Consider the following 1,065-nt stretch of genomic DNA (forward strand, 5'->3'; position numbering starts at 1 on the left):
CCCATGCTTTTGGGAGAATAGATTCTGTGGCAAAATTACTTCCTGTTAAAACATAGCGCACATTATTTTTCACAGCATATGCATACAATGCAGCAAAAAATGCCATATCTTGAGGCACATCACAATTTGCCACACCAGATTTTAGGAATGCAACTTGCAAATCTAACATCTCCTCCCAATCAATCTTAATAACATGGTATTTAACTCCTAGCTTTTCTACTAATTTTTTTATATTAGATTCTGCAAGTTTTGTATTAAACCCCGCATCCACATGCACACTTAAAACTCTTAAATTTAGCTCCTTTACCGCATAATGGAGCAAATAAGAGCTATCCCCCCCCCCGAGACACCTAAGATACAATCATAGGGAGAATCTTTGCAGTCTTGTTTAATAAAAGCAACCTTTTTTTCTAGCCACTCTTTGCTAAATCCTCTCCAATAGGGCAAAATCACAGAATCAAACCTTTGACAATGGCTACAAACTCCATTGCTATCAAAGGTAATTTCTGGATCTGAAGTATCCATAACACAACGTGTGCAAACTTGATATTCCATTAAAACTCCTTAAAAATAAATCTGCATATCCGCTACATATCGGATATTTGTTTTAAAAACTTAAGGGTTTTATTCACTATTTTTGAAACTTTCTAAGTTTTGTTCTATTAACTCAAAACTTCGCATTTGGCAATATTCTAAAAATGCTACAAATGGATTTAAGCAATATTCTCATAACTCCTCTAAGATTTTTAAAATCTTCTCCCCCTCTTTTTCTGCATTAAGAATTCTAGCTGTTTTGTTTGCGTTTTCTTTATATTTAAGTATGTCTTGTTTGGTAAGTTTATTTAATTCTTGTGCCATAGATTGTGGTGTGAAATCTTTTGCAATGATTCCTAAATGGTATTCTTTAACATATCTTGCCATTTCTGGACTTGGTCCTATTGCAATAGCAAGTCTTGCTTGGATAAATTCAAAGAATTTATTGGGAAGGGCAAAATATCCATTGTAATTTGTAGGTTGTAGGATATAAAAACCTATATCATATTGTGTGCTAAAGGGGATAATCTC

Annotated in this window: 2 protein-coding genes and 1 pseudogene; all 3 read right to left on the reverse strand. The window is 33.6% G+C overall.

Annotated elements, in window-relative coordinates; translation table 11 throughout:
• Positions 1-277: adenine nucleotide alpha hydrolase family protein (locus tag K4G57_RS08955; RefSeq protein WP_488153892.1), on the reverse strand; the 277-nt coding region annotated here is incomplete at its 3' end.
• 26 nt (positions 278-303) lie between these two features.
• The gene (locus tag K4G57_RS08960; RefSeq protein WP_221561861.1) at positions 304-555 is read right to left on the reverse strand and encodes an adenine nucleotide alpha hydrolase family protein; all 252 of its coding nucleotides are present in this window, start codon (positions 553-555) and stop codon (positions 304-306) included.
• Between the two features lie 171 nt (positions 556-726).
• Positions 727-1,065, reverse strand: a pseudogene (locus K4G57_RS08965) (capsular biosynthesis protein); the annotation flags it as partial.

Origin of the sequence: Helicobacter turcicus (genome assembly GCF_019711685.1) — a bacterium.
GTDB classification, from domain to species: domain Bacteria; phylum Campylobacterota; class Campylobacteria; order Campylobacterales; family Helicobacteraceae; genus Helicobacter_D; species Helicobacter_D turcicus.